General features: G+C 58.0%; 17 protein-coding genes. 14 read left to right on the forward strand and 3 right to left on the reverse strand.

The genetic code is table 11. The features are described 5' to 3' along the window. Positions 1-14: 14 nt before the first annotated feature. Positions 15-296: a peptidylprolyl isomerase PpiC gene (ppiC, locus tag TAN611_RS00570; RefSeq protein WP_105229318.1), complete on the reverse strand. Its 282-nt coding sequence runs from the start codon at positions 294-296 to the stop codon at positions 15-17. A 146-nt stretch (positions 297-442) separates the two neighbouring features. Here ppiC and rep point away from each other — a divergent pair, with 146 nt between their 5' ends. Next, positions 443-2,467, forward strand: coding sequence for a DNA helicase Rep (gene rep / locus TAN611_RS00575; RefSeq protein WP_105229319.1), 2,025 nt, complete (start codon positions 443-445; stop codon positions 2,465-2,467). 45 nt (positions 2,468-2,512) lie between these two features. Here rep and ppx read toward each other — a convergent pair whose 3' ends face one another. Beyond that, positions 2,513-4,012 carry an exopolyphosphatase gene (gene ppx, locus TAN611_RS00580; protein ID WP_199776392.1) on the reverse strand — a complete coding sequence of 500 codons (1,500 nt, stop codon included), beginning with the start codon at positions 4,010-4,012 and terminating at the stop codon, positions 2,513-2,515. Between the two features lie 123 nt (positions 4,013-4,135). Continuing rightward, on the reverse strand, positions 4,136-5,425 hold the full coding sequence (rhlB, locus tag TAN611_RS00585; protein WP_105229321.1) for an ATP-dependent RNA helicase RhlB: 1,290 nt from the start codon (positions 5,423-5,425) through the stop codon (positions 4,136-4,138). Between the two features lie 132 nt (positions 5,426-5,557). Here rhlB and trxA point away from each other — a divergent pair, with 132 nt between their 5' ends. The 13 genes from trxA (at position 5,558) to TAN611_RS00650 (ending at position 20,778) form a co-directional block, all read left to right on the forward strand. Further along, on the forward strand, positions 5,558-5,884 hold the full coding sequence (gene trxA / locus TAN611_RS00590; protein ID WP_105229322.1) for a thioredoxin TrxA: 327 nt from the start codon (positions 5,558-5,560) through the stop codon (positions 5,882-5,884). A 539-nt stretch (positions 5,885-6,423) separates the two neighbouring features. Then, the gene (gene rho / locus TAN611_RS00595) at positions 6,424-7,683 is read left to right on the forward strand and encodes a transcription termination factor Rho (RefSeq protein ID WP_015344121.1); all 1,260 of its coding nucleotides are present in this window, start codon (positions 6,424-6,426) and stop codon (positions 7,681-7,683) included. 302 nt (positions 7,684-7,985) lie between these two features. Then, complete coding sequence (gene wecA / locus TAN611_RS00600; RefSeq protein ID WP_105229323.1) at positions 7,986-9,068, forward strand: UDP-N-acetylglucosamine--undecaprenyl-phosphate N-acetylglucosaminephosphotransferase; 1,083 nt, start codon at positions 7,986-7,988, stop codon at positions 9,066-9,068. Between the two features lie 21 nt (positions 9,069-9,089). Next, on the forward strand, positions 9,090-10,142 hold the full coding sequence (wzzE, locus tag TAN611_RS00605) for an ECA polysaccharide chain length modulation protein (RefSeq protein ID WP_105229324.1): 1,053 nt from the start codon (positions 9,090-9,092) through the stop codon (positions 10,140-10,142). Between the two features lie 83 nt (positions 10,143-10,225). Further along, a complete protein-coding gene (gene wecB, locus TAN611_RS00610) occupies positions 10,226-11,356 on the forward strand; it encodes a non-hydrolyzing UDP-N-acetylglucosamine 2-epimerase (protein ID WP_105229325.1) in 1,131 nt (376 codons plus the stop codon). Next, positions 11,353-12,615 (forward strand): UDP-N-acetyl-D-mannosamine dehydrogenase, encoded by a 1,263-nt coding sequence (gene wecC, locus TAN611_RS00615; protein ID WP_105229326.1) that lies wholly within the window; start codon positions 11,353-11,355, stop codon positions 12,613-12,615. The genes wecB and wecC overlap by 4 nt, the downstream gene beginning before the upstream one ends. A gap of 97 nt (positions 12,616-12,712) precedes the next feature. Beyond that, positions 12,713-13,435, forward strand: coding sequence for a dTDP-4-amino-4,6-dideoxy-D-galactose acyltransferase (rffC, locus tag TAN611_RS00620; RefSeq protein WP_105229327.1), 723 nt, complete (start codon positions 12,713-12,715; stop codon positions 13,433-13,435). After that, on the forward strand, positions 13,422-14,552 hold the full coding sequence (gene rffA / locus TAN611_RS00625) for a dTDP-4-amino-4,6-dideoxygalactose transaminase (protein ID WP_105229328.1): 1,131 nt from the start codon (positions 13,422-13,424) through the stop codon (positions 14,550-14,552). The genes rffC and rffA overlap by 14 nt, the downstream gene beginning before the upstream one ends. Before the next feature lies 1 nt (position 14,553). After that, positions 14,554-15,804, forward strand: a complete 1,251-nt coding sequence (wzxE, locus tag TAN611_RS00630) for a lipid III flippase WzxE (protein ID WP_111736208.1) — start codon at positions 14,554-14,556, stop codon at positions 15,802-15,804. After that, positions 15,801-16,886, forward strand: coding sequence for a TDP-N-acetylfucosamine:lipid II N-acetylfucosaminyltransferase (locus TAN611_RS00635; RefSeq protein ID WP_203067093.1), 1,086 nt, complete (start codon positions 15,801-15,803; stop codon positions 16,884-16,886). Before wzxE ends, TAN611_RS00635 begins: the two co-directional genes overlap by 4 nt. Next, a complete protein-coding gene (gene wzyE, locus TAN611_RS00640; RefSeq protein ID WP_105229331.1) occupies positions 16,883-18,265 on the forward strand; it encodes an ECA oligosaccharide polymerase in 1,383 nt (460 codons plus the stop codon). Before TAN611_RS00635 ends, wzyE begins: the two co-directional genes overlap by 4 nt. An 8-nt stretch (positions 18,266-18,273) precedes the next feature. Next, a complete protein-coding gene (gene wecG / locus TAN611_RS00645) occupies positions 18,274-19,014 on the forward strand; it encodes a lipopolysaccharide N-acetylmannosaminouronosyltransferase (protein WP_203067094.1) in 741 nt (246 codons plus the stop codon). Positions 19,015-19,374: 360 nt separating this feature from the next. Next, positions 19,375-20,778 carry an amino acid permease gene (locus tag TAN611_RS00650; RefSeq protein ID WP_203067095.1) on the forward strand — a complete coding sequence of 468 codons (1,404 nt, stop codon included), beginning with the start codon at positions 19,375-19,377 and terminating at the stop codon, positions 20,776-20,778. The last annotated feature ends 36 nt before the right edge of the window (positions 20,779-20,814 follow it).

Below are 20,814 nucleotides of genomic sequence, written 5' to 3' on the forward strand. Positions count from 1 at the left end.
TCGGGCGCTGCCGGTCAGTTTCGGTACAACACCTTGATAATGTGGTAGCCGAACTGGGTTTTCACCGGCCCGTACGGTTTGAGCAGCGGGATGCTGAACACCGCTTTATCAAACGCCGGCACCATCGCGCCCTTGTTGAATTCGCCCAGTGAGCCGCCGTTACGTTTCGACGGGCAGGTCGAGTATTTGCGCGCCAGCGTGTCGAAGCTGACGCCGCGCTTGAGTTTGGCCAGCAGTTCATTGGCCAGCTTCTCGTTATCAACCAAAATATGCAGTGCGGATGCGCTCTTCGCCATGGTATTACCCTGTGTGCTTACGGTGGAGGGCGCATTATACCCGTTTTATCCGGGCAGGGCGGCATTGACGCGACGGGTATCAATCTTGCCGGCGCTTTCTGCTACACTGCCTGTCCCACGTTAAGATTGTCGAGCCATAAAGCCCCATGCGATTAAACCCCAGCCAACAACAAGCCGTTGAATTCGTTACCGGTCCCTGCCTGGTTCTGGCCGGCGCCGGCTCGGGCAAGACGCGCGTAATCACCAATAAAATCGCCCACCTGATCCACCATTGCGGCTATCAGGCGCGGCATATCGCCGCGGTGACCTTTACCAACAAGGCGGCGCGCGAGATGAAAGAGCGCGTATCGCAGACGTTGGGGCGGAAAGAGGCGCGCGGCCTGATGATTTCGACCTTCCATACGCTGGGGCTGGAGATCATCAAGCGCGAATATAAAGCGCTGGAGATGAAGTCCAACTTCTCGCTGTTTGACGACCAGGATCAGCTGGCGCTGCTGAAAGAGCTGACGGAAAAATGGCTGGAAAATGACAAAACGCTGGTGGCGCAGCTGATCTCCACCATTTCCAACTGGAAGAACGATCTGGTGGACCCCCAGCGTGCTGCCGAGCTGGCGCGCTCCGAGCGCGACAAGCTATTTGCCCACTGTTACGGTCTGTACCATGCGCATATGCGCGCCTGTAACGTGCTGGATTTCGACGATTTGATCCTGCTGCCGACGCTGCTGCTGCAGCGCAACGAAGAGGTGCGTGAACGCTGGCAAAACCGCCTGCGCTATCTGCTGGTGGATGAGTATCAGGATACCAACACCAGCCAGTATGAGCTGGTGAAGCTGCTGGTGGGCAACCGCGCCCGTTTTACCGTGGTGGGCGATGATGACCAGTCAATCTACTCCTGGCGCGGCGCGCGGCCGCAGAACCTGGTGCTGCTGAAAGAGGATTTCCCGGCGCTGCAGGTGATTAAGCTGGAGCAGAACTACCGCTCCAGCGAGCGTATTCTGAAAGCGGCCAACATTTTGATCGCCAATAACCCGCACGTGTTTGAGAAACGGCTGTTTTCCGAGCTGGGCTACGGTGAAGAGCTGAAAGTAGTGACCGCCAATAACGAAGACCACGAGGCCGAGCGGGTGGTTGGCGAGCTGATCGCCCACCACTTTGTGAAGAAGACCAACTATGGCGATTACGCCATTTTGTACCGCGGCAACCACCAGTCGCGGGTGTTCGAAAAAATGCTGATGCAGAACCGCATCCCGTACAAGATTTCCGGCGGTACCTCGTTCTTCTCCCGCCCGGAAATCAAGGATCTGCTGGCCTACCTGCGGGTGCTGACCAACCCGGACGACGACAGCGCCTTTCTGCGCATCGTCAATACGCCGAAGCGGGAAATCGGCCCGGCGACGCTGCAGAAGCTGGGAGAGTGGGCCAACCTGCGCAATAAGAGCCTGTTTGCCGCCAGCTTCGACGTGGGGCTGGGCCAGCACCTTACCGGCCGCGGCCTGGAGTCGCTGCAGCGTTTTACCCAGTGGATGGACGGCATCGCCCGGCAGGCCGAGCGCGAGCCGGTGGCGGCGGTGCGCGACCTGATTCGCGGCGTCGACTACGAAAGCTGGCTGTTTGAAACCTCCGCCAGCCCGAAGGCGGCGGAAATGCGCATGAAAAACGTCAATACGCTGTTCGGCTGGATGACGGAAATGCTGGAAGGCAGCGATCTGGAAGAGCCGATGACGCTGACGCAGGTGGTCACCCGCTTCACGCTGCGCGACATGATGGAGCGCGGCGAAAGCGAGGAAGAGCTGGACCAGGTGCAACTGATGACGCTGCACGCCTCCAAGGGGCTGGAGTTCCCCTATGTGTTCCTGGTGGGGATGGAGGAGGGTTTACTGCCGCATCAGAGCAGTATTGATGAAGATAATGTCGAGGAAGAGCGGCGTCTGGCCTATGTGGGGATAACCCGCGCCCAAAAAGAGCTGATTTTCACCCTGTGCCGTGAGCGCCGACAGTATGGTGAATTGGTGCGTCCGGAGCCGAGCCGTTTCCTGTTGGAGCTGCCGCAGGATGATTTGGCGTGGGAAACGGAGCGTAAGGTAATTAGCCCGCAGGAACGGATGCAAAAGGGGCAGAGCAACGTCGCCAATATCCGCGCCATGCTGGCGAAGGCCAAGGGCGGCGGCTGAGTCGCGGGGAAAAAGCGGGGTTCGCCTGGGCGAGCCCGCATCGGGTTAGGCCTGTTCTTCCAGCATCAGCGGCCAGTGGACATAGCTCTGCCAGCGGCTTTCCTGCTCCAGCTCTTCACCACGCAGCGGATGCTGCTCCAGCCAGCCGTGCGGCACAATCACGCGCAGCGCGTCGTCGTTCTGGTGGCCGCGCAGTCTGACCGCCGGCAGCGTGTCGTCGCGGCGGCGGCTGGCGAAGATAATCGCCAGGCGCAGCAGGCGGCACAAATGCTGGGCGATGCGCGGCGGCACGGCGTTTTGCTGGCTGAGCAGCGTGAGATCGAGCGTGTTGCTCTGGTTTTGCAGCAGGGCGGCCAGCAGTTTTTTCTGCGCCGGGGTAAAACCGGGCAGCGCCAGATGGCGAATCAGATAGGCGGCGTGCTGCGGCGCCTGTTTGAAGTCGACGCTCAGACCGATTTCATGAATCAGACAGGCGGCGTGCAGCAGTTCACGGCTGCGGGTATCCAGCTGCCACTCATTGGCTACCTGCTGTGAGAAGTTACTCGCCAACTGGGCAACGCGGGCCGCCTGCTCGGTATCCAGCAGGTAGCGCCGCTGCAGATTGCGAATGGTGCGGTGGCGGATATCCTGCTCCACCGGCAGGTGCAGCATGCCGTACACCAGCCCTTCGCGCAGCGCACCGCCGGAAAGCAGCATGCTCTCAATGCCCAGCTCCTGGAAGATCGCCAGCAGAATCGACAGCCCGCTGGGGAACACCAGCGCGCGCTCCAGCGTCAGGCCTTCAATTTCCAGCTCTTCCAGCTTGCCGCATTGGATGGCGCGCTGTTTGAGCTGGCGCAATTTCGGCAGGGTAATGCGTTCGTCCATACCCTGCGCCACCATGATTTCCTGCAGCGCCTGCACGGTGCCGGAGGCGCCGACGCAGATCTGCCAGCCGTGCTCACGTAAAGCGGAGGCAATCGGTCGCACCATTTCGCGCGCGGCCAGTTCGGCGCGGTCAAAGTTGTCGCGCCCGAGGTTACGGTCGCTGAAGAAGCGTTCCAGCCAGGTGACGCAGCCCATCGACAGGCTGTACAGCTGCTCGGCCTGGGCGCCGCTGCCGGTCACCAGTTCGGTGCTGCCGCCGCCGATATCGACCACCAGACGCCGATCGGGGCCGCCGGTAGTGTGCGCCACGCCGTGGTAAATCAGGCGCGCCTCTTCTTCGCCGCTGATCACCTGTACCGGGCAGCCTAAAATTTGCTGTGCGGTATGCAGGAACTCATCGGCGTTATTCGCCAGACGCAGCGTGGCGGTCGCCACCACGCGGATCTGTTCGCGCGGAATATCCTGCAGACGTTCGGAAAACAGCCGCAGGCATTGCCAGCCGCGCTGCATGGCGTCGTGCGACAGGTTATTGTCCCGATCCAGCCCGGCCGCCAGCCGGACTTTGCGTTTGATACGCGCCAGCGTCTGAATACTGCCGGCGACCTCGCGCACTACCAACATATGGAAGCTGTTGGACCCCAGATCGATGGCGGCATACAGCGTGCTGGAACTGAGCATAATTTATCTCCCTGAAGTTTCACATCGCATCGTGGCTGTCAGCCCGCCGTTGCCGAGCGGCGCCGGACTGTGGGGAAAGTAACCTTGGCTGTCGGGATGCAATGTGAAATTCATGGAGTTATCTCAGCCTGAACGTTTACGGTTGTTGCGCGGCGCGCCGCCGCTGCGGCGTTGCGACGAATTACGGCGCGAATTGTTGCCGCCGCGCGGGCGCGACAGGCGTTTCGGCGCCGGCAAATCATCCAGCAGTGCGTCGCTGTTGTATTTGCTGACCGGAATGCTGTGGCCGGTATAGGCTTCGATCGCCGGCAGGTTGAGGGCATATTCCTCACAGGCCAGGCTGATGGAGTGCCCGCTGGCGCCGGCGCGGCCGGTACGGCCGATGCGGTGGACGTAGTCCTCGCAGTCGTCAGGCAGATCGTAGTTGAAGACGTGGGTAACCGCAGGAATATGCAGGCCGCGCGCAGCAACGTCGGTGGCCACCAGAATATCCAGGCTGCCTTTGGTGAAGTCTTCCAGAATACGCAGGCGTTTTTTCTGGGCGACGTCGCCGGTCAGCAGGCCCACGCGGTGACCGTCGGCGGCCAGATGGCCCCAGATGTCTTCGCAGCGGTGTTTGGTGTTGGCGAAGACGATGGCGCGATCCGGCCATTCTTCTTCAATCAACGTCTGCAGCAGGCGCATTTTCTCTTCGTTGGACGGGTAGAACAGCTCTTCTTTGATGCGGTGGCCGGTTTTCTGTTCCGGTTCGACTTCCACATATTCGGCATTGTTCATCTGCTCGAACGCCAGCTCGCGTACGCGGTAGGAGAGGGTGGCGGAGAACAGCATGTTCAGACGCTGATCGGCCGATGGCATGCGGCGGAACAGCCAGCGGATATCTTTGATAAAGCCCAGATCGTACATGCGATCGGCTTCATCCAGCACCACCACCTGAATGGCGCTCAGGTCGATATAGTTTTGTTTTGCGTAGTCAATCAGTCGGCCGGTAGTGCCGATCAGAATATCTACGCCCTTTTCCAGCACTTTCAGCTGTTTGTCGTAGCCGTCGCCGCCGTAGGCCAGGCCCAGCTTCAGTCCGGTGGACTGCGACAGCATTTCCGCATCGGCGTGGATCTGCACCGCCAGCTCGCGCGTAGGCGCCATGATCAAGGCGCGCGGTTGGTTGGTCTGGCGATCCTGTTTCGCCGGGTGGGAGAGTAAATAGTGAAAAGTAGACGTCAGAAATGCCAACGTCTTTCCGGTACCGGTTTGCGCCTGACCTGCAACGTCACGCCCGGAGAGCGTGAGCGGTAATGCCAGCGCCTGAATAGGCGTGCAGTTGTGAAACCCTTTTTTTTCAAGGGCTTCAAGGACTAACGGGTGCAGGGCGAAGTCGGAAAACTTCTGTTCAGTCAAGTGTGTTTTGCTCATAGTGTGGTAGAATATCAGCTAACTATTGCTTTACGAAAGCACATCCGTTGAAATAAACGCGGTGAAATAAAATCACCTTGAGTTGGTTTAATGCTACACCAACAAGGTAGACATAATCCTGTGGAGTAGAACATGAGCGATAAAATTATTCACCTGACTGACGACAGCTTTGCTACAGAGGTGCTGAATGCCGAAGGGCCAATCCTGGTCGACTTCTGGGCTGAGTGGTGTGGTCCGTGCAAGATGATTGCTCCGATTCTTAATGAAATTGCCGAAGAGTTCGACGGCAAATTGACTATCAGCAAACTGAACATCGACGAGAACCCGGCTACCGCACCTAAGTACGGTATCCGCGGCATCCCAACGCTGTTGCTGTTCAAGAACGGTGAAGTGGCGGCGACCAAAGTGGGCGCACTGTCCAAAGGTCAGCTGAAAGATTTCCTGACCGCCAATCTGTAACCGGGCGGGATGCCCCGGGTCTGGCGTCCGGTCGCGAGTTTTCGCATCGGCGCCGGCCCAATTTTTCCGGTTTGCGGCAGCAGTGTCCGCGGCTCTCCAGGCAGGCTCCGCACGGCGATGTGGGTAAACATGGCCCGTCTGCGACTAAAGATGCAGTTTGCTTGCGGCGGCTATAGACGCCCGCCGAGAAGCGTGTTAAGTTTAATCACACTGCATATAGAACTTGCCCGAAGTTTTAAGTCTAAAGAGTTTGAATCTAAAGCGTTACTCTGTGTCATAGCATCGGCGTTGTCTTCATACCTGGACTTGGCCCGCGCGTTGACAATCAATGGTTTTGCAAAAATCAGTTTTAAGGCACCTTCGATCCTAAACCGCCAGCGTGCGCGTCCAATGTAAGCCATCTCTTACCACGACGGCTAAGCGGCCCGGTGATTGAACGTCCAGTAAACAGGCACGAAAATCCCGATGCGGGAACATCACGCTGCCATACTATTCACGTTAAAGTTCGAGACATACCCCGATTTTAAGAACCCACCACTATGAATCTTACCGAATTAAAGAACACGCCGGTTTCTGACCTGATCACACTCGGCGAAAATATGGGGCTGGAAAACCTGGCCCGCATGCGTAAGCAGGACATTATCTTTTCCATTCTCAAGCAGCATGCGAAAAGCGGAGAGGATATTTTCGGTGACGGCGTGCTGGAGATATTGCAGGATGGATTTGGTTTCCTCCGCTCCGGAGACAGTTCCTACCTCGCAGGCCCCGACGACATCTACGTATCCCCTAGCCAAATCCGCCGCTTCAACCTCCGTACAGGTGACACCATTTCCGGTAAGATTCGTCCGCCAAAAGAAGGCGAACGTTACTTTGCCCTGCTGAAGGTTAACGAAGTCAACTACGACAAACCGGAAAACGCCCGCAGTAAAATCCTGTTCGAAAACCTGACGCCGCTGCATGCCAACTCGCGTCTGCGTATGGAGCGCGGCAACGGTTCAACCGAAGACCTGACCGCTCGCGTACTGGATCTGGCATCGCCGATCGGTCGCGGCCAGCGCGGCCTGATCGTCGCACCGCCGAAAGCCGGTAAGACCATGCTGCTGCAGAACATTGCCCAGAGCATTGCCTACAACCACCCGGACTGCGTGCTGATGGTGCTGCTGATCGACGAACGTCCGGAAGAAGTCACCGAGATGCAGCGTCTGGTGAAGGGCGAAGTGATCGCCTCAACCTTCGACGAACCGGCTTCCCGCCACGTGCAGGTTGCGGAAATGGTGATCGAAAAGGCCAAGCGTCTGGTTGAGCACAAGAAGGACGTGATTATCCTGCTTGACTCCATCACCCGTCTGGCGCGCGCTTACAACACCGTGGTGCCGGCTTCCGGCAAGGTGCTGACCGGTGGTGTGGACGCCAACGCCCTGCACCGTCCGAAGCGCTTCTTCGGCGCGGCGCGTAACGTGGAAGAGGGCGGCAGCCTGACCATTATCGCCACTGCGCTGGTGGATACCGGCTCGAAGATGGACGAAGTGATTTACGAAGAGTTCAAGGGCACCGGCAACATGGAACTGCACCTGTCGCGTAAGATTGCGGAAAAACGTGTCTTCCCGGCGATTGATTACAACCGCTCCGGTACCCGTAAGGAAGAGCTGCTCACCAGTTCTGAAGAGCTGCAGAAGATGTGGATCCTGCGCAAGATTATCCACCCGATGGGGGAGATCGACGCGATGGAGTTCCTCATTAATAAATTGGCGATGACCAAGACCAATGATGAGTTCTTCGATATGATGAAGCGCTCATAATTACATAAAAAATTTAATCAACGCCACGCCAAGCCGTGGCGTTTTTTGCTTTTGGCAGATAGGATACGCGGCAGAAATAGAAATTTAATTTACTTTTCTGATCGCGGCGTGTTTGATTGGGTTACGCACATATCCATTTGCGGCATCGGTCGTTCACGATGAGAAATGCTATATAGTGCAATGAAACTCAATCGCGTTCGTCATAGGAAATGACTGAAAGGAAGCGAGACATCTGGTGCCAGATTCAGCCCGTGTTAAGCTGCCTTATCTTCTCAGAGATCTGTTAACTGTGAACTACTCACATGAGTACTGAAATTCTATTTGTTTTTCTATTCTCCTTGGCATTTTTATTTGTTGCCCGTAAGGCAGCGAAACCGATCGGCCTGGTGGATAAACCCAATTATCGCAAGCGTCACCAGGGGTTAATTCCGCTGGTCGGGGGGATTTCGGTTTATGCCGGACTGTGTTTTGCCTTCCTGATCTCTGACCAAACGATTGCGCACAGCAAGTTATATCTCGCCTGCGCCGGTTTGCTGGTATTTGTCGGCGTGTTGGACGACCGTTTCGATATCAGCGTAAAAATCCGTGCCTTTGTTCAGGCGCTGGTCGGCGTGATTATGATGGTGTTTGCCGGCCTGTACCTGCATAGCTTCGGCTATATTCTGGGCGGATGGGAAATGCAGCTGGGGCCGTTCGGCTATCTGGTAACGCTGTTTGCGGTGTGGGCGGCGATTAACGCCTTCAATATGGTGGACGGCATCGACGGCCTGCTGGGCGGTTTGTCCTGCGTGTCATTCGGCGCGCTGGGCGTGCTGCTGTATCTCAACGGTCATTCTGAGCTGGCATTCTGGTGTTTTGCCATGATCGCCGCCATCGTTCCCTATATCTTGCTGAACCTCGGCATTCTTGGCCGTCGCTATAAAGTGTTTATGGGCGACGCCGGCAGTACGCTGATCGGCTTTACCGCCATCTGGCTGCTGCTGCAAAGTTCGCAAGGCCAGACGCCGGCGATTCGTCCGGTGACCGCGCTGTGGATCATCGCGATTCCGCTGATGGATATGATCGCCATTATGTATCGCCGTTTGCGTAAGGGCATGAGTCCGTTTTCCCCCGACCGGCAGCATATTCACCATCTGATTATGCGTGCCGGCTTTACGCCGCGTCAGGCTTTTGTCCTGATTACCCTGGCTGCAGCGCTGCTGGCGGCGGTCGGCGTGCTGGGCGAATGGTTAACATTTATCCCGGAATGGTTCATGTTGGCATTATTCTTGCTAGCATTTCTGTTCTACGGTTATTGCATCAAGCGCGCCTGGCGTGTTGCGCGTTATATTAAGCGCATCAAACGCCGTATGCGTCGCTCGGTGGACAATAAGCAAGTACCTTAAACCAGAGGCTTTTGGGCAGTGATGATTCCAGATACAACGTCAGACAAGAACCGCCCGGCGGTAGATAACGAACTCGATATTCGTGGCCTGTGCCGCACTTTGTGGCGCGGCAAGGTCTGGATTATTGGTCTTGCCGTTTTGTTTGCAGCGGTCGCGCTGGCGGTCTCTTACCTGGTCAAACAGGAGTGGAGCGCAACGGCGATCACCGATCGGCCGACCGTGAATGCGTTGGGCGGATACTACTCCCAGCAGCAGTTCCTGAGGAATCTGGATGTGCGCACCATGCCGGCCGTGGCGACCGACCAGCCGAGCATTGCCGATGAAGCCTACAAAGAGTTCATCATGCAGCTGGCGGCCTACGATACCCGGCGCGATTTCTGGCTGCAGAGCGATTACTACAAGCAGCGGCAGGAAGGGGATGAGCGCGCGGATGCCGCGTTACTTGATGAATTGATCGCCAATATTCAGTTTACGCCGCGTGATGATAACAAAGTGCCGAACGACGGGGTTAAACTGACGGCTGAAACGGCGTCGGATGCCAACCGTTTACTGCGCGAATATGTGCTGTTTGCCAGCCATCGCGCGGCGCTGCATCTGAACGAAGAGATTCAGGGCGCCTGGGCGGCGCGCACCACCTCGATGAAAGCGCAGGTTAAGCGCCAGGAAGCGGTGGCGGACGCGATTTATAAGCGTCAGCTGAGCTCGGTGCAGCAGGCGCTGAAAATCGCCGAGCAGCAGGGCATCGCCCGTGCGCAGACCGATACGCCGGCCGAACAGCTGCCGGACTCCGACCTGTTCCTGCTGGGCAAACCGATGCTGCAGGCGCGTCTGGAAGGTTTACAAGCCTCCGGTCCAAGCTATGATTTGGATTACGATCAAAACCGCGCCATGCTGGCGACGCTGAACGTCGGCCCGACGCTGGATAAACAGTTTCAGACTTACCGCTATTTGCGCACGCCGGAAGAGCCGGTAAAACGTGATAGTCCAAGAAGAGTATTTTGGCTGATCCTATGGGGCGCTATCGGTGCGATGGCCGGCGCCGGGGTGGCTTTGGTTCGTCGTTCACGCAATTGAAAATATTATAATAATTCGTTGATGGGCGCGTAAGCGCCCTCTTTGCAGGTTTGCCTGCGATAACTGACCAAAAGAGATCCGCTGTGAAAGTGTTGACCGTTTTCGGCACCCGACCTGAGGCCATCAAGATGGCCCCGTTGGTACATGCCTTGGCTCAGGACGAAGCCTTTGAAGCAAGAGTCTGTGTGACCGCCCAGCATCGTGAGATGTTGGATCAGGTCTTGCGCTTATTTGAAATTGTTCCTGATTACGATCTCAATATCATGCAACCGGGGCAGGGGCTGACGGAGATCACCTGCCGCATTCTGGAAGGGCTGAAGGGCGTTCTGGAAGAGTTTAAACCGGACGTGGTGCTGGTGCACGGAGATACCACCACCACGCTGGCCACCAGCCTGGCGGCATTTTATCAGCGCATTCCGGTCGGCCACGTCGAGGCCGGCCTGCGTACCGGCAATTTATATTCCCCCTGGCCGGAAGAGGCGAACCGCACGCTGACCGGCCACCTGGCGATGTTCCACTTCGCGCCGACGGAGAATTCACGTCAGAACCTGCTGCGTGAGCAGGTGCCGGACAGCCAGATTTTTGTCACCGGCAACTCGGTGATTGACGCATTATTCTGGGTGCGCGATCGCGTGATGAGCGATACGCAGCAGCGCGATGAACTGGCGCAGCGCTACCCCTTCCTGGATGATGACAAGAAACTGATTCTGGTAACCGGCCACCGCCGTGAGAGCTTCGGCGGCGGTTTTGAGCGTATCTGCAGCGCGCTGGCGGAAATTGCCCGTCAGCACCCTGACGTACAGGTGGTGTACCCGGTGCATCTGAATCCGAACGTCAGCGAGCCGGTTAACCGTATTCTGAAAGGCATCGACAACATCATGCTGATCGACCCGCAGGATTACCTGCCGTTCGTCTATCTGATGGCCAGATCGACCATTATCCTGACGGATTCCGGCGGCATTCAAGAGGAAGCGCCGTCGCTTGGCAAGCCGGTATTGGTGATGCGTGAAACCACCGAACGCCCGGAAGCGGTTGATGCCGGCACGGTGCGTCTGGTAGGCACCGACGTGGCGAAGATCGTCGAAGCGGTGGGACGTCTGCTGACGGATGAAAACGAATATCACGCAATGAGCCGGGCGCATAACCCTTACGGCGATGGTCATGCCTGCCAGCGTATCCTCGAAGCGTTAAAGAATTATCAGGTGACATTATGAGTTTTGACACGATTTCAGTTATCGGCCTGGGTTATATCGGCCTGCCGACGGCGGCGGCGTTTGCCTCACGCAAGAAGCAAGTCATCGGCGTTGATGTTAATGCCCACGCGGTGGCAACCATTAACCGCGGTGAGATTCACATCGTCGAGCCGGATCTGGACAAAGTGGTGAAGGAAGCGGTCGACGGCGGTTATCTGCAGGCGGTGAACAAGCCGGTAGCGGCGGATGCCTTCCTGATCGCGGTGCCGACGCCGTTCAAAGGCGATCACGAGCCGGATCTGGCCTTTGTGGAGTCCGCCGCCAAATCGCTGGCGCCGGTGCTGAAAAAGGGCGATCTGGTGATTCTGGAATCGACGTCGCCGGTTGGCGCTACCGAACAGATGGCCGCATGGCTGGCGCAGGCGCGCAGCGATCTGAGCTTCCCGCAGGATGCCGGCGAAGAGGCGGACATCAACATCGCCTACTGCCCGGAGCGCGTATTGCCGGGGCAGGTGATGGTGGAACTGATTCAGAATGACCGCGTGATTGGCGGGATGACGCCAAAATGTTCCGAGCGCGCCAGCGCGCTGTATAAAATCTTCCTGGAAGGCGAGTGCGTGATCACCAACTCGCGCACGGCGGAAATGTGCAAGCTGACGGAAAACAGCTACCGCGACGTCAACATCGCCTTCGCCAATGAACTGTCGCTGATCTGCGCCGATCAGGGGATTAACGTCTGGGAGCTGATTCGCCTGGCCAATCGCCATCCGCGCGTCAATATTCTGCAGCCCGGTCCGGGCGTCGGCGGCCACTGTATCGCCGTCGATCCGTGGTTTATCGTGGCGCAGAACCCGCAGCAGGCGCGTTTGATTCACACGGCGCGACTGGTCAACGACGGCAAGCCGCTGTGGGTGGTCGACCGCGTGAAAGCGGCAGTGGCAGATTGCCTGGCGGCCACCGACAAGCGGGCGTCCGAACTGAAAATCGCCTGCTTCGGTCTGGCCTTCAAACCCAATATCGATGACCTGCGTGAAAGCCCGGCGGTAGAAGTGACCCAGCTGATTGCCGACTGGCATCAGGGCGAAACGCTGGCGGTAGAACCGAACGTGGAGCAACTGCCGAAGGCGCTGGCCGGCCAGGTCACGTTGAAAAGCATCGGCGATGCGCTGCAGCAGGCCGATGTGCTGGTGATGCTGGTGGATCACAATGAGTTCAAGGCCATAGCGCCGGAAGCCGTCAAGCAGAACTGGATCGTCGATACCAAAGGCGTCTGGCGTTAAGCGCCGCCTTCGCCCCGTCGGCAGAGTAGCCGCCGGGGCGGAGCTTGTTTCCTACACTCTGGCGCAGACGTCGGTCATCAACTGAATGGATAACGCTATGATTCTCCGCGCTACCGTCGACCCGTTAACCTGGGAAAGCGACTATTTCCGTATTAACAGCGCCAGGTTGAATATTGCCGCATCGGCGCCGCCGCTGACCGCCGCCGCGCTGGATCGCTTTACGCTGGTTCAGGCTAAAATCCCGTCTCACCGCCTCGATCTCGCTGATGCCCTGACTACGTTTGGTTTTCAGCTGGCGGAAGGGGAAGTCGATCTGGTTATGCAGATTGGCACGGAAACTGCTTCTAAAACGGCTTCCGACGTGCGATCGGCGGCGGCCGACGATATTCCCGTTTTACAGGCCGCCGCCGCGCAGGCGTTCGCCGCCAGCCGTTTCCGCGCCCCCTGGTATCAGCCGGCGGACAGCGGGCGATTTTACGCCACCTGGATTGAGAAAGCGGTGCTTGGCACGTTTGACCACCTTTGCCTGCTGGCGCTGGATCGTCAGGGGCAGCCGGAAGGATTTGTCAGCCTGCGGGATATTGGCGACGGTGAGGCGCGTATCGGCCTGCTGGCCGCGTTCCCCGGCGCCGGTGGCAAAGGTATTGGTTCGCGGCTGATGACCGCCGCCGCCGCCTGGTGTCAGCAACAACAATTACAGCGCCTGCGGGTAGCGACACAAATCAGTAATATTGCCGCGCTACGGCTTTATCAACGGCACGGTGCCGTTATCGACAGCACCGCGTATTGGTTATACAGAGGTTCACATGATTCCATTTAACGCACCACCGGTTGTTGGCACGGAAATCGACTATATGCAGGCTGCCATGGGCAGCGGGAAGCTGTGCGGCGACGGCGGCTTTACCCGCCGCTGCCAGCAGTGGATGGAGCAGCATTTCGGCGCGCGCAAAGTGCTGTTGACGCCGTCCTGCACCGCGTCGCTGGAGATGGCGGCGATTTTGCTGAACATCCAGCCGGGCGACGAAGTGATCATGCCAAGCTTTACCTTTGTCTCCACCGCCAACGCCTTTGTGCTGCGCGGCGCCACCATCGTATTTGTCGACGTGCGTCCGGATACGATGAATATTGATGAAAGCAAAATCGAAGCGGCCATCACCGATAAAACCCGCGCGATCGTACCGGTGCACTACGCCGGCGTTGCCTGTGAAATGGACGCCATTATGGCGCTGGCGAAAAAGTACAACCTGTTCGTTGTGGAAGACGCCGCGCAGGGCGTAATGTCGACCTACAAGGGCAAGGCGCTGGGCACCATCGGCCATATCGGCGCGTTCAGCTTCCATGAAACCAAAAACTATACCGCGGGCGGCGAAGGCGGCGCGACGCTGATCAACGATCCGGCGCTGATTGACCGGGCTGAAATCATTCGCGAGAAAGGCACCAACCGCAGCCAGTTCTTCCGCGGCCAGGTGGATAAATATACCTGGCGCGATATCGGTTCCAGCTACCTGATGGCCGACCTGCAGGCGGCCTACCTGTGGGCGCAGCTGGAGGCGGCCGAGCGTATCAACCAGCGCCGGCTGAAGCTGTGGCAAAACTATTATGATGCGCTGAAGCCGCAGGCTGACGCCGGGCGCATCGAGCTGCCGGTGGTGCCGAAGGACTGCCGCCATAACGCCCATATGTTCTACATCAAGCTGAAAGACGTGCAGGATCGTACGGCGTTTATCAACTACCTGAAAGAGGCGGAAATCATGGCGGTGTTCCACTATATTCCGCTGCATGAATGTCCGGCGGGCGAGAAGTTCGGCCACTTTGCCGGCGAAGACCGCTTTACCAGCAGCGAGAGCGCGCGTCTGGTGCGTCTGCCGCTGTATTACAACATGTCCGATGTTAACCAACGTACGGTGATTCATACCATTTTGAGCTTCCTCGCCTGATATGTCCCTGGCAAAAGCATCCATCTGGACCGCCGGTTCCACGCTGGTCAAAATCGGCGTGGGGCTGCTGGTGGTGAAACTGCTGGCGGTGGCGTTCGGGCCGAGCGGCGTGGGGCAGGCGGGCAACTTCCGTCAGCTGATCACCGTGCTGGGCGTACTGTCCGGCGCCGGCATCTTCAACGGCATCACCAAGTATGTTGCGGAATATCATCAGGATCCGCAGCGTTTACGCCTGGCAGTCGGCACCGGCTCCAGCATTGTGCTGGGCTTCTCTACCCTGCTGGCGCTGGTGTTTCTGTTTGCCGCCGAGCCGATAAGCCAGGGGCTGTTCGGCCATACGCGCTATATCAACGTGGTGCGCGCGCTGGCGTTTATGCAAATGGGCATCGCCTACGCCAACCTGTTTCTGGCGATTCTGAAAGGCTATCGCGACGCCATGGGCAACGCGCTGGCGGTGATCGGCGGCAGCCTGATAGGTCTGGTGGCCTTTGTGCTGTGCTTTAAACTGGGCGGCTATGAAGGTGCGCTGGCGGGGCTGGCGCTGGTACCGGCGCTGGTGGCGCTGCCGGCCGCTACGCTGCTGTGGCGGCGTAAAACCCTGCCGCTGCGCTATCTGGCGCTGGCGTGGGATAAGGCGTTGGCCAGCCACCTGGGCAAGTTCACCATTATGGCACTGATCACCTCCGTGACCTTGCCGGTGGCGTATGTCATGATGCGTAACCTGTTGGCGGCGCACTATAGCTGGGATGAAGTGGGCATTTGGCAGGGCGTCAGCAGCATTTCCGACGCGTATCTGCAGTTTATTACCGCCTCTTTCACCGTATATCTGCTGCCGACGCTGTCGCGGCTGAGCGATAAGGCGGCGATCGGCCGTGAAATCGTCCGCGCGCTGAAGTTCGTGCTGCCGGCGGTGGCGGCGGCCAGTTTTACCGTGTGGCTGCTGCGTGATTTCGCCATCTGGCTGCTGTTTTCAGACAAGTTTATCGCCATGCGCGATTTATTCGCCTGGCAGCTGGTGGGCGATGTGCTGAAGGTTGGCGCCTATGTGTACGGCTATCTGGTGATCGCCAAGGCGTCGCTGCGCTTTTATATTATGACTGAGGTCAGCCAGTTCCTGCTGCTGACGCTGTTCTCGCACTGGCTGATCCCGCAGCACGGGGCGCTGGGGGCGGCTCAGGCTTATATGGCAACTTACATCGTGTATTTTACGCTGTGTAGCTGCGTATTTATTCTTTACCGTAGACGAGTATGACCACACTGATTCACGTATTGGGATCTGATATCCCGCACCATAATCAGACGGTGCTGCGCTTCTTCAACGACGTGCTGGCCAACCAACTGCCGTCGCAGCAGGTGAGCCGGTTTATGGTCGCCGCCAAAGACGTGGCCGCGCTGGGGGGGTACCCGGCGTTGACGATTGACAGCTATCCGGATAAGAAGAGCCTGGCGGAGGCGGTGATCGCCTGCGCCAAAGCCGACCGCAGCCGCCGTTTTTTCTGGCACGGGCAGTTTAACCCGACGCTGTGGCTGGCGTTGCTGAGCGGTAAAATCAAGCCGCAGCAGGTCAGCTGGCATATCTGGGGGGCCGATTTGTATGAAAACGCCACCGACTGGAAATTCCGCCTGTTCTATCTGCTGCGCCGGGTGGCGCAGGGGCGGGTTGGGCATGTGTTCGCCACGCGCGGCGATCTGATTCACTATCAGCAGCGCCATGCGCGGGTGCCGGCATCGCTGCTTTACTTCCCGACGCGTATGGATCCGGCGCTGACCGGCGTTGAGGTCGAGAAAAACGTCGCCGGGCCGATGACCATTCTCGTGGGCAACTCCGGCGACCGCACCAACCGCCATATCGAAGCGCTGACTGCTATCCATCAGCAGTTCGGCGAAAATGTGCGGGTGATTGTGCCGATGGGCTATCCGGCCAATAACGACGACTATATCGAGCAGGTGCGCAGCGCCGGCCTGCGGCTGTTCAGCGAAAGAAATCTGCAGCTGCTCACCCAGCAGGTGGCGTTTGACGATTACCTGAATATTTTGCGCGAGTGCGACCTCGGCTACTTTATCTTCGATCGCCAGCAGGGCATCGGCACGCTCTGCCTGCTGATTCAGTTCGGCGTGCCGTTTGTGCTCAGCCGGCAGAACCCGTTCTGGCAGGATCTGGCCGAGCAGCACCTGCCGGTGCTGTTTTACGGCGATACGCTGGATGAGGCGGTGGTGCGTGAAGCGCAGCGTCAGCTGGCGTCGGTGGACAAGCAGGATATTGCCTTCTTTAACCCGAACTATGTTGACGGCTGGCGGCAGGCATTGGCGCTGGCGGCGGGAGAAACGGCATGACGCTGGCCCAATTTGGCGGTTTGCTGGTGGTTTACCTGATTAGCGTCACCTTTATTCTGACGGTGACCTATCAGGAGTTCCGGCGCATTCGTTTTAACTTTAACGTATTCTTTTCGCTGCTGTTCCTGCTGACGTTTTACTTCGGTTTTCCGCTCAGCTGTCTGTTGGTGTTCCGCTTTGACGTGGCTATCGTGCCGGTCGAGTTTCTGCTGTACGCCATGCTTTCCGCCACCTGTTTCTATGCTATCTATTACGTCAGCTATAAGACCCGGCTGCGCAAGCGCAGCACCGAGCCGCGTCAGCCGCTGTTCAACATGAACCGGGTGGAAACCAATCTGACCTGGGGATTGCTGGCGCTGGTGGCGATCGGCACGGTGGGCCTGTTCTTTATGCAGAACGGTTTCCTGCTGTTTAAACTGAACTCCTACAGCCAGATCTTTTCCAGCGACGTTTCCGGCGTGGCGCTTAAACGCTTCTTCTACTTCTTTATCCCGGCGATGCTGGTGGTGTTCTTCCTCAGACAGAGTCTGCGCGCCTGGTTCTTCTTCCTGGTGGCGACGGTGTCGTTCGGCCTGCTGACCTATGTGATCGTCGGCGGCACGCGCGCCAATATCATTATCGCGTTTGCCCTGTTCCTGTTTATCGGCATCGTGCGTGGCTGGATCACGCTGTGGATGCTGGCGGCGGCGGGCGTGATGGGCATTGTCGGCATGTTCTGGCTGGCGCTGAAACGCTATGGTTTGGACGTCAGCGGCGATGAAGCGTTTTACACCTTCCTGTATTTAACGCGCGACACCTTCTCCCCCTGGGAGAACCTGGCGCTGCTGCTGCAGAACTACGACAAAATCGACTTCCAGGGGCTGGCGCCGATCGTTCGCGACTTCTACGTCTTCATCCCTTCCTGGCTGTGGCCGGGGCGGCCGGACGTGGTGCTGAATACCGCCAACTACTTTACCTGGGAAGTACTGGAGAATAACTCCGGCCTGGCGATTTCACCGACGTTGATCGGATCGCTGGTGGTGATGGGCGGCGCGCTGTTTATTCCGCTTGGCGCGGTGGTGGTCGGGCTTATCATCAAATGGTTCGACTGGCTGTACGAGCTGGGACGCCATGAGCCAAACCGCTATAAGGCGGCCATTTTGCAGGGCTTCTGCTTTGGCGCGGTGTTCAACATCATTGTATTGGCGCGCGAAGGGCTGGATTCGTTCGTTTCGCGCGTGGTGTTTTTCTGTTTGATTTTCGGCGCCTGTCTGGTGCTGGCGAAGTTGCTGTACTGGCTGCTTGATACGGCAGGTCTGATCAAGACGCGTATGGGCCCCCGCCCGCCTGCGGCGCAAGCGACCGCCGCATCGGGGTCCGACAGCCTACTGCAAAGGTAATGAGAATAATGGATACAAAGGTTTCGGCTCCAGAGTACGCGCTGCGCGGCATTAAGCTTTGGGGATTTCGCAATATGGCGCACTGCCTGGACTTCCTGTTTGACGGCGGCCGGATGAAGCAGGGGACGCTGGTGGCGATGAACGCCGAGAAAATGCTGGCGGCGGAGCAGGACGCTAATCTGCGGGCGCTGCTGGACGGCTGCGAATTTAAATATGCCGACGGCATCAGCATGGTGCGTGCGATGCGACGTAAATATCCGGGGGCCGATGTTTCGCGCGTGGCGGGCGCCGACCTGTGGGAGGCGCTGATGCAGCGTGCCGGGCAGGAGGGTACGCCGGTATTTTTGGTCGGCGGTAAACCGGCGGTACTGGCGGAAACCGAAGAGAAACTGCGTCGCCAATGGAACGTCAACATTGTCGGCAGCCAGGACGGTTACTTCACGGCGCAGCAGCGTGAAGCGCTGTTTGAACGGATTCATACCAGCGGTGCGGCGATCGTAACCGTAGCGATGGGGTCACCTAAGCAGGAAATCCTGATGCGCGACTGCCGCAAGGTGCATCCGCAGGCGCTGTATATGGGCGTAGGCGGCACCTATGACGTATTTACCGGCCATGTGAAGCGGGCGCCAAGGGTGTGGCAGAACCTCGGGCTGGAGTGGCTGTATCGCCTGCTGTCGCAGCCAAGCCGCATCCGCCGGCAGATCAAACTGCTGCGCTTTGTCGGCTACTATTACGGTGGCAAACTGTAACCTCGCCGGCCGGGGCTAATGCTGCCCCGGCATGGCTGCTCGCCGCTATTGTGCGGCAGTTGTATAAAATCGCCGCACAACTATAACCTCATCTAAGAATTATCCCTTCATTTATTCCATAAAGTTTTAATTCGCGGTTTGCTTATAGCAGCAAAATACGGAACGATACCGTCCGGAAATCACCCCAGGCCGCTGATGCCGCTAATCGCAGTGCTGAATACCCTATTTTTCGCTGTCAATTTGCCCTCATCCTTGCTGGCGATCGGTCGCGCCGGCGGGAGTGATGCCGCTTTCTGTTTAAAACAATAAGGCCGTTGCAGGTCGATGCACGCACGACGCAGACATAACGACTGAGGATCTATGCCAACTAAAGATAAACCGCAAGGACTACATCGCGGGCTGGAAGCCCGGCACATTGAACTTATCGCGCTCGGCGGCACGATCGGCGTCGGCCTGTTTATGGGCTCGGCCAGCACCCTGAAATGGGCAGGGCCTTCGGTGCTGCTGGCATACATTATCGCCGGGCTGTTTGTGTTCTTTATTATGCGTTCGATGGGCGAGATGCTGTTTCTGGAGCCGGTGGCCGGCTCGTTTGCGGTCTATGCCCACAAATATATGGGCCCTTATTTCGGCTACCTGACCGCTTGGGGCTACTGGTTTATGTGGATTGCGGTCGGGATTTCGGAAATTACCGCCATCGGCGTGTATGTGCAGTTCTGGTTCCCGGAGATCCCGCAGTGGCTGCCGGCGCTGTTGGCGGTGGCGATGGTGGCGCTGGCCAACCTGGCGGCGGTGCGGCTGTACGGCGAGCTGGAGTTCTGGTTTGCGATGATTAAGGTCACCACCATTATCGTAATGATTCTGGTGGGGCTGGGCGTCATCTTCTTTGGTTTTGGCAACGGCGGCGTACCGACCGGGTTCGCCAACCTGACGCAGCACGGCGGCTTCTTTGCCGGCGGCTGGAAAGGCTTCCTGTTTGCGCTGTGTATCGTGGTGGCCTCTTATCAGGGCGTAGAGCTGGTGGGCATTACCGCCGGTGAGGCGAAGAACCCGCAGGTTACCCTGAAGCGCGCCATCAACAATATTCTGTGGCGCATCCTGATTTTCTATGTCGGCGCAATTTTCGTTATCGTCACTATCTTCCCGTGGAACGGCATCGGCACCGCAGGCAGCCCGTTTGTGCTGACCTTTGCCAAAATCGGCATTGTGGCCGCCGCCGGCATCATTAACTTTGTGGTGCTGACCGCAGCGCTGTCCGGCTGCAACAGCGGTATGTACAGCGGCGGACGCATGCTGTATGCGCTGGCGAAGAACCGACAGCTGCCTTCCGTGTTCACCAAACTGTCCGCCAGCGGCGTGCCGGTAAACTGCATCGCCATTACCATCGTCTGTTTGCTGGCCGGGTCGGCGCTGAATTACCTTATCCCGAACCCGCAGCAGGTGTTTGTGTATGTCTACAGCGCCAGCGTACTGCCGGGCATGGTGCCGTGGTTTGTGGTGCTGATCAGCCAGCTCTACTTCCGCCGTGAACATAAAGAGGCGATCAAAAACCACGGTTTTAAATCGATAATGTTCCCGTATGTGAACTACCTGACCATCGCTTTCCTGGCGTGTGTGCTGGTTGGCATGGGCATTAACCCGGATACGCGTATTTCTCTGCTGGTCGGGGCGATTTTCCTGGCGGCGGTTAGCCTGTGCTACTTCGCCTGCGGGATGCATAAAAAACGCCATCAGGCTGAAATTGGGATAAAAAACCAGCAGTAAAGGTGAAAAAGGGGCTGCGGATTGCGCTTTTATGCG

Source organism: Serratia sp. Tan611 (genome assembly GCF_905188235.1).
In the GTDB taxonomy this organism is placed as follows: domain Bacteria; phylum Pseudomonadota; class Gammaproteobacteria; order Enterobacterales; family Enterobacteriaceae; genus Serratia_B; species Serratia_B rhizosphaerae.

Excerpts from the sequence above, each read along its gene's own strand:
- ppiC (WP_105229318.1), bottom strand. The coding sequence starts at position 296 with ATGGCGAAGAGCGCATCCGCACTGCATATTTTGGTTGATAACGAGAAG.
- rep (WP_105229319.1), top strand. The coding sequence starts at position 443 with ATGCGATTAAACCCCAGCCAACAACAAGCCGTTGAATTCGTTACCGGT.
- ppx (WP_199776392.1), bottom strand. The coding sequence starts at position 4,012 with ATGCTCAGTTCCAGCACGCTGTATGCCGCCATCGATCTGGGGTCCAAC.
- rhlB (WP_105229321.1), bottom strand. The coding sequence starts at position 5,425 with ATGAGCAAAACACACTTGACTGAACAGAAGTTTTCCGACTTCGCCCTG.
- trxA (WP_105229322.1), top strand. The coding sequence starts at position 5,558 with ATGAGCGATAAAATTATTCACCTGACTGACGACAGCTTTGCTACAGAG.
- rho (WP_015344121.1), top strand. The coding sequence starts at position 6,424 with ATGAATCTTACCGAATTAAAGAACACGCCGGTTTCTGACCTGATCACA.
- wecA (WP_105229323.1), top strand. The coding sequence starts at position 7,986 with ATGAGTACTGAAATTCTATTTGTTTTTCTATTCTCCTTGGCATTTTTA.
- wzzE (WP_105229324.1), top strand. The coding sequence starts at position 9,090 with ATGATTCCAGATACAACGTCAGACAAGAACCGCCCGGCGGTAGATAAC.
- wecC (WP_105229326.1), top strand. The coding sequence starts at position 11,353 with ATGAGTTTTGACACGATTTCAGTTATCGGCCTGGGTTATATCGGCCTG.
- rffC (WP_105229327.1), top strand. The coding sequence starts at position 12,713 with ATGATTCTCCGCGCTACCGTCGACCCGTTAACCTGGGAAAGCGACTAT.
- rffA (WP_105229328.1), top strand. The coding sequence starts at position 13,422 with ATGATTCCATTTAACGCACCACCGGTTGTTGGCACGGAAATCGACTAT.
- wzxE (WP_111736208.1), top strand. The coding sequence starts at position 14,554 with ATGTCCCTGGCAAAAGCATCCATCTGGACCGCCGGTTCCACGCTGGTC.
- TAN611_RS00635 (WP_203067093.1), top strand. The coding sequence starts at position 15,801 with ATGACCACACTGATTCACGTATTGGGATCTGATATCCCGCACCATAAT.
- wzyE (WP_105229331.1), top strand. The coding sequence starts at position 16,883 with ATGACGCTGGCCCAATTTGGCGGTTTGCTGGTGGTTTACCTGATTAGC.
- wecG (WP_203067094.1), top strand. The coding sequence starts at position 18,274 with ATGGATACAAAGGTTTCGGCTCCAGAGTACGCGCTGCGCGGCATTAAG.
- TAN611_RS00650 (WP_203067095.1), top strand. The coding sequence starts at position 19,375 with ATGCCAACTAAAGATAAACCGCAAGGACTACATCGCGGGCTGGAAGCC.